Source organism: Roseomonas sp. TS2 (genome assembly GCF_058833935.1).
Genome location: NZ_JCACVY010000218.1, coordinates 1 through 6,487, shown reverse-complemented (window position 1 = coordinate 6,487; position 6,487 = coordinate 1). Strand labels below are relative to the sequence as shown.

The 6,487-nt window shown below is 76.0% G+C and carries 5 protein-coding genes and 1 pseudogene; 4 read left to right on the top strand and 2 right to left on the bottom strand.

Annotated elements, in window-relative coordinates; translation table 11 throughout:
- On the bottom strand, positions 1–1,037 hold a 1,037-nt coding region (locus ACZJYS_RS21675), incomplete at its 3' end, for a M48 family metalloprotease (protein WP_493180286.1).
- Between ACZJYS_RS21675 and ACZJYS_RS21670 the strand changes: the two genes are divergently transcribed.
- Entirely contained in the window at positions 1,036–2,511 is a 1,476-nt protein-coding gene (locus ACZJYS_RS21670; protein ID WP_493180285.1) for a gamma-glutamyltransferase, read from the top strand. The two genes, ACZJYS_RS21675 and ACZJYS_RS21670, sit on opposite strands and share 2 nt — an antisense overlap.
- Positions 2,512–2,601: 90 nt before the next feature.
- Positions 2,602–3,765, top strand: a complete 1,164-nt coding sequence (locus tag ACZJYS_RS21665; protein ID WP_493180284.1) for a pyridoxal phosphate-dependent aminotransferase — start codon at positions 2,602–2,604, stop codon at positions 3,763–3,765.
- 526 nt (positions 3,766–4,291) lie between these two features.
- Here ACZJYS_RS21665 and ACZJYS_RS21660 read toward each other — a convergent pair.
- On the bottom strand, positions 4,292–4,924 hold the full coding sequence (locus ACZJYS_RS21660) for a hypothetical protein (RefSeq protein ID WP_493180283.1): 633 nt from the start codon (positions 4,922–4,924) through the stop codon (positions 4,292–4,294).
- A 35-nt stretch (positions 4,925–4,959) separates the two neighbouring features.
- Between ACZJYS_RS21660 and ACZJYS_RS21655 the strand changes: the two genes are divergently transcribed.
- Positions 4,960–5,790 (top strand): aldo/keto reductase, encoded by an 831-nt coding sequence (locus ACZJYS_RS21655; protein ID WP_493180282.1) that lies wholly within the window; start codon positions 4,960–4,962, stop codon positions 5,788–5,790.
- 117 nt (positions 5,791–5,907) lie between these two features.
- A pseudogene (locus ACZJYS_RS21650) lies at positions 5,908–6,487 on the top strand (hydrogenase 4 subunit B); the annotation flags it as partial.

Genomic DNA, 6,487 nt, shown 5'->3' with positions numbered 1-6,487 from the left:
CGGGCGGCGGCGGCGTAGGCGGGCAGCGCCTCGGCGGCGCGGTGGCCCTCGAACAGCACCTGCCCCTTCATCTCGTGCAGCCAGGGATTGCCCGGCTGCGCGGCCAGCAGCGACTCCAGCCCGGCCACGGCCTCGGCGATGCGGCCCGCGCGGAACGCCATGATGGCGCGGGCATAGCGCGCCGGCGCGCCGGAATCCTCCGCCGGGTATTGCCGCAGCACCCGCTGCGGCGGGTCGAGGAAGCCGTGCAGCTTGGCCTTCGCCATGGCGAAGGCGCCCTCCAGCGCCGCCGGCATCAGCGCCGGGGTGCTGCGGCTGCGGCGCATCTGCTCGCGCACGAATTCCAGCCGGTCCTGCGAGAGCGGGTGGGTGCGGAAATACGGGTCCTGCCGGCCGACGGCGAGCAGCTCCTGGTCCAGCAGCCGCTCCAGCAGGCGCTCCAGCCCGGCGGCGGACCAGCCCACCGTCTCCAGGTAGTGCAGCCCGGCCTGGTCGGCCGCCTGCTCCTGCCCGCGGGTGAAGGCGAAGAGCCCGCCCATGGCGCTGCTCTGCCCGCCCAGGGCGATGGCGCCGAAGGCGCCGCCCTGGCCGGTGGCCACCGCCGCCCCGGCGCCGAGCAGCATGGCGGCGACGGAGCGGATCGTCGCCATCCGCATCTCCTCCGGCAGCCGCGCGAGGTGCCCGCCGGCGATGTGGCCGGTCTCGTGCGCCAGCACGCCGGCCAGCTCGGCGGCCGACCCGGCCTGCAGGATGAGCCCCGTGTGGATGAACATGCGGTTGCCGGTGGTGACGAAGGCGTTTATGGCGCGGTTCTGGATGAGGGTGATGTCCACCCGGCCAGGGTCGATCCCGGCGGCGCGGAACAGGGGGTTGGCGAAGCCGCGGACCATGCGTTCGGTCTCGGCGTCGCGGATCACCACCACGCCCCGCCCGCCCTCTCTTCCGCCCTGGGCCGCAGCGGCCCCGGGAACCAGCACCGGAGTGAAGAACGCCAGCATGAGCAGCAGCGCGCGGAACGGGGCCAGCAGCTTTCCCATGCCGGCCATTCTAGCCCGAGCCGACCGGGAGCGGCCAGCACGGCACGCCCGCCGGGGCGCCCCCGCCACGCTGGCGGCCCTGGGCCTGCTGGCGCTGGCCGGCTGCGGCACCGTGAGCAACGCGGTGAGCGGCCTGACCGGCGGCGGCCCGGCCCCCGGCCAGCCCGGCTATGTCAGCGGCTTCCTCGGCGGCGCGGTGGCCGATGAGCCGCGCGCCGCGCTGGTGGCGCGCGAGGTGCTCTCGGTCGGCGGCACGGCGGCGGATGCGGCGGTGGCGGCGGGCTTCGCCATGGCCGTCACGCTGCCCTCGCGCACCGGGCTCGGCGCCGGCGGCGCCTGCCTCGTCTACACCCACAGCCGCAACACCACCGAGGCGCTGCTGTTCCTGCCGCCCGCCGGCACCGCCGCCGGCGGCGACCGCCCGGCCGCGGTGCCGATGCTGGCGCGCGGCCTGTTCGCCCTGCACACCCGCAACCCGCGCCGGCCTTTCGAGGAATTGATGGCGCCGGCCGAGCAGCTCGCCCGCTTCGGCGCCACCGTCTCGCGCGCCTTCGCGCAGGACCTCGCCGCCGTCTCCGGCCCACTCTTCGCCGATCCGCGCGCCCGCGCCCTCTACGCCGACGCCGCCGGCCGGCCGCTGGCCGAGGGCGAGCGGATGACCCAGGCCGATCTCGGCGCCACGCTGGGCGCGCTGCGCGTCTCCGGCGTGGGCGACCTGCACCAGGGCGCCCTGGCCCGCCGGCTGGAGGCGGCGAGCCCCGGCATCGGCGGCCCGCTGACCGTGGAGCAGCTCCGCCCGGCCCTGCCCAACGTCACCGCGCCGCTGCAGGTGAGCGTGGGCAGCGACATCCTCTCCTTCCTGCCGGCGCCGGCCGATGGCGGGCTGGCCGCCGCCGCCGCCTTCCAGGCGCTGCAGGCGGGCGAGGGGGTGGACGCCGCCTCGCAGCGCGGCCTCGCCGTCTCCCATGCCTGGCGCCAGGGCGGGGCCGACCCCGCCGCGCTGCTCGCGCGCCCGCCGGCCTTCCCCGGCGCCGCGCCGGTGCTGCCGGCCTCGGCCGGGCTGATGACGCTGGACCGCGACGGCAACGCCGTCTCCTGCGTGTTCACGCTGAACAACCTGTTCGGCACCGGCCGCGTGGTGCCGCAGATGGGCTTCCTGCTGGCCGCCGCCCCCGGCGTCGGGCGCGTCGAGCCGCCGCTGCTGGCGGCCGCCCTGGCGCACAACGCCAATCTCCGCGCCTTCCGCTACGCCGGCACCGGCACCGGGCAGGCGGCGGCGCCGATCGCGCTGGCGCTGCCGGCGGCCCGCCACCTGCTGAACCGCACCGGCATCGACGCCGCCGTGGCCGGGGTGCCGGAGCCGGGGCGGGCCAATGCCATCGGCTGCCCGGCCTACCTGCCGGGCAATTCCGCCCAGTGCGCCGCCGCCACCGACCCGCGCGGGGCGGGGCTGGCCATCGGCGGCGGGCTCTGAGGCCCAGGCCGGGGAGGGTGCCGCCCTCCCCGGGAACCTTCCCGCCGGGGTGACTGCGCCAGGAGTATCGAGACAGATGTTGAAGACGGAATGTTGAAGACGGGCCGCGGGGCGGAAGCACCGCCCTTCCTGGTGATGGACGTCATCGCCGCCGCCAATGCGCGCGCGGCCGCGCTGCCGCCGGGCGCGCCGGGGGTGCTGCGCATGGAGGTGGGGCAGCCCTCCACCGGCGCCCCGCGCACCGCCGTGGCGGCGGCCCAGCGCGCCCTCTCGGCCGGGGCGCCGATGGGCTACACGGAGGCCTTCGGCCTGCGCAGCCTGCGCGAGCGCATCGCCCGGCACTACGAGGACAAGTACGAGGTCACCGTGGCGCCCGGCCGCGTGGCGGTGACGGTGGGGGCCTCGGGCGCCTTCCCGCTGGCCTTCCTCGCCGCCTTCGACCCGGGCGACAGGGTGGCGATGGCCGCCCCCTTCTACCCGCCCTACGCCAACATCCTCACTGCCCTCGGCATGGTGCCGCAGCTGCTGCCCTGCGACGCCTCCACCCGCTTCCAGCCCAGCATCGCCATGCTGGAGGCGCTGGACCCGCGCCCCGAGGGGCTGATCGTCGCCTCGCCCTGCAACCCGGCGGGCACCATGCTCTCGGCGGAGGAGCTTGGCGCCATCGCCCGCTGGTGCCACGAGAACGGCGTGCGGCTGATCTCGGACGAGATCTACCACGGCCTCTCCTACGGCATGGCCGAGACCACCGCCGCCGCGCTGAGCGACAGCGCCGTGGTGATCAACAGCTTCTCCAAGTATTTCTCGATGACCGGCTGGCGCATCGGCTGGATGGTGCTGCCCGAGGACCTGATCCGCCCCGTCGAGTGCCTGGCGCAGAACATGTTCATCAGTGCCCCGCATGTGGCGCAGGTGGCGGCGGAGGCCGCCTTCGAGGGGGTGGAGGAACTGGAGGGCAACAGGGCCGCCTATGCCCGCAACCGCGACCGGCTGCTGGCCGGACTGCCGGCGGCGGGGTTCGACCGGCTGGCGGCGGCGGACGGCGCCTTCTACCTCTGGGCCGATATCGGCCACCTGACCAATGACAGCGTGGCCTTCGCCGCCCGCATGCTGGCCGAGGCCGGCATCGCCGCCACGCCGGGGGTCGATTTCGACCCGGCGCGCGGCGGCCGCTTCCTGCGCTTCTCCTATTGCGGCGCCGAGGATGCCATGGCCGAGGCGCCGGGGCGGCTGCGCGCCTGGCTCGGGCGCTGAAGGCGCCGCCTCAGACGACGGCCGCCATCCCGCCCGGCCCCTGCGCCAGCAGCGCCGCCAGGGCGCGCAGCCTCTCCTCCAGCGGTGCCGCCCGGCACCAGCGCCAGCCCTCCTTCATGCTGCTCACCTGCATTCCGCCCCTGCGGCCGCTGAAGGGGTGGCGGGTGGCCAGCCAGTATTTCTACAAGGCCGAGGAGGCGCGCTTCGGCCAGCGCCGCGCGCCCAACGCCGGCTGAGCGCCGCCCGCCGGGCAACCCGGCCGCCGCTCTGTCCGTTCATTCCTTCGCCGGGCAGATGGAGCCCGGTGGGGATGGAGGGCGACGATGATCATGGGTTCCAGCGGCCGGCGCCTGCCGGGCTTCCTCTCGCGGCGGCTCTTCCTGCGCCAGGCCGGCGCGGAGGCCCCCGCCACGCCGCCCCGGGCGGCCGCCCAGGCCGAGGCGCCATCCGGCGCGGCCACACGCCGCCCCCGGCCGACATGGCGCCTGCCCGCCGCTGAGGCGCCGCCCGGGTGCGGGCAGGTCCGCTAGTTCGGCGCGAAGAAGCGCTGCAGCCGCTGCAGCATGTCCCGCAGGTTGAAGGGCGGCGGCGGCTCCTCGGCCTGCTCGGCCGGGGCCTGGGCGCGGAAGGCGGCCAGCGCCGCCGGATTCTCGGAGAGCGGCAGCTCGCGCGGCTCGCTCTCCGCCGTGGCGCTGCCCAGCCCCAGCACCCGCACCAGCACGCGGTCCGCCGCGGCCAGTTCGGTGGCGGCGCGGGCGGCATCCTCCGGGCGCGGAGCGCAGACCACGGAACGCCCCTCCAGCCCGCAGGGCATCTCGAACAGGGCATTGGGCGGGAAGCGGAGCTGCACCGTGCCGGTCAGCGCCAGCAGGCCGCGTGTGGCGCTCTCCAGCCCCAGCTCGCGCGCCGTCACCACCGGCACCAGCCGGCCGCGCCGCGGCGCCACCTCCAGCGCCAGGGCGCCCTGGCTCTCGGTGGCCGGCTCCACGGGCTGGTTGTGGGTCATGCGGCAGGTGGCGCGGTCGGTCATCGGGTCCGCCGCGCAGGCCAGGATCCAGGGGCCGTAGCTGTCCGTGGCGGCGCGGGCGGGCAGGGCGGCGAGCGGCCCGAGGCCGGCCAGCAGCAGGGCGAGCGGGGGGAGGATGGCGATGGGGCGCATGTCGCGCAACATAGGGATGCAGAGAGGAGCTTGCCATGAATACGATCACCCTGCCGGATGGCCGCAGCGTTCCCGTGCTCGGCCAGGGCACCTGGCGCCTGGGCGAGCGCGGCGCCGATCGCGCCGCGGAGGCGCGGGTGCTGCGCCTCGGCCTCGACCTCGGCCTGACGCTGGTCGACACCGCCGAGATGTATGCCGAGGGCGGCGCCGAGGAGGTGGTGGCCGAGGCCATTGCCGGCCGGCGGCAGGAGGTGTTCCTGGTCAGCAAGGCCTACCCGCAGAACGCCTCCCGCGCCCGGCTGCCGCAGGCCTGCGAGCGCAGCCTGAAGCGGCTCGGCACGGACAGGATCGATCTCTACCTGCTGCACTGGCGCGGCGGCGTGCCGCTGGCCGAGACGGTGGAGGCGATGCGCCGGCTGGTCGAGCAGGGCAAGATCGGGGCCTGGGGCGTCTCCAACCTCGACGTCCCGGACCTGGAGGAGCTGGGCCCCGCCCTCTCCGAATGCGCCACGGACCAGGTGCTCTACAATCTGGAGGCACGCGGCGTGGAGTTCGACCTGCTGCCCTACGCGGCGCGGCTGAAGATGCCGGTGATGGCCTATTCGCCCGTGGGGCAGGGCGGCGACCTGCTGGGCCACCCGGCGCTGAAGAAGGTGGCGCGGCGCCAGGGCATCAGCCCGGCCCAGGTGGCACTGGCCTGGACGCTGCGCCAGCCGGGCGTCATCAGCATCCCCAAGGCCGCCTCGGAGGCGCATCTGCGCGAGAACGCCGATGTCTGGAAGGTGGTGCTGACGCCGGAGGACCTGTCCGAGCTGGACGGCGCCTTCCCGCCGCCCCGCCGCAAGCAGCCGCTGGAGATGCTCTGAGATGCCGCCGCGCCCGCCCCGGCGCCGGGCGGCGGCCGCGCACACCGCTTTGTCGCTTCCGGCGCCGGGGGGCGGCGCCTATCCTGCCGGCGTGACATGTCCTGACATCCGCGCGCCGTGACCGCGGCGCCCGTACTGCTCCTCTGCCTCCTGCTGCTGCTGGCTGCCGCCGGGGCCTTCGCCGGGCGCTGGCCGGCGCCCTTCGGCATTGCCATCGCCCGGCTGGTGCATGGGGGCTGCGCCGCCGTCTCGGCGGGCTTCGCGCTGCTCGCCATCCTGGCGCTGGCCACGGGGGGCATGGCGCCGGTGCTGCTGCCCTTCGGCCCGCCCTGGGCGCCGCTGAGCCTGGGGCTGGACGCGCTCTCGGCCTGGTTCCTGCTGCTGCTGGGCCTGGCCGGGCTGGCCGCCGGGCTGTTCGCGCTGGAGCGCGAGGTGGCGGTGCCGCCGCGCCGGCTGCTGCCCTGGCCGCTGTTCCTGGCCGGCATGGCGCTGACCCTGCTGGCGGCCGACGCCTTCACCCTGCTGCTGGGCTTCGAGCTGATGTCGCTCGCCTCCTGGGCGCTGGTGGCTTCCAGCCCGGCCGATGCGGAGGCGCGCGCGGCGGCGCGGCAATACCTGGGCTTCGCGCTGTTCGCCGCCGCCTGCCTGGTGCCGGCGGTGGGGCTGATGGGCGGGCTGGCGGGCGACCTCTCCTTCG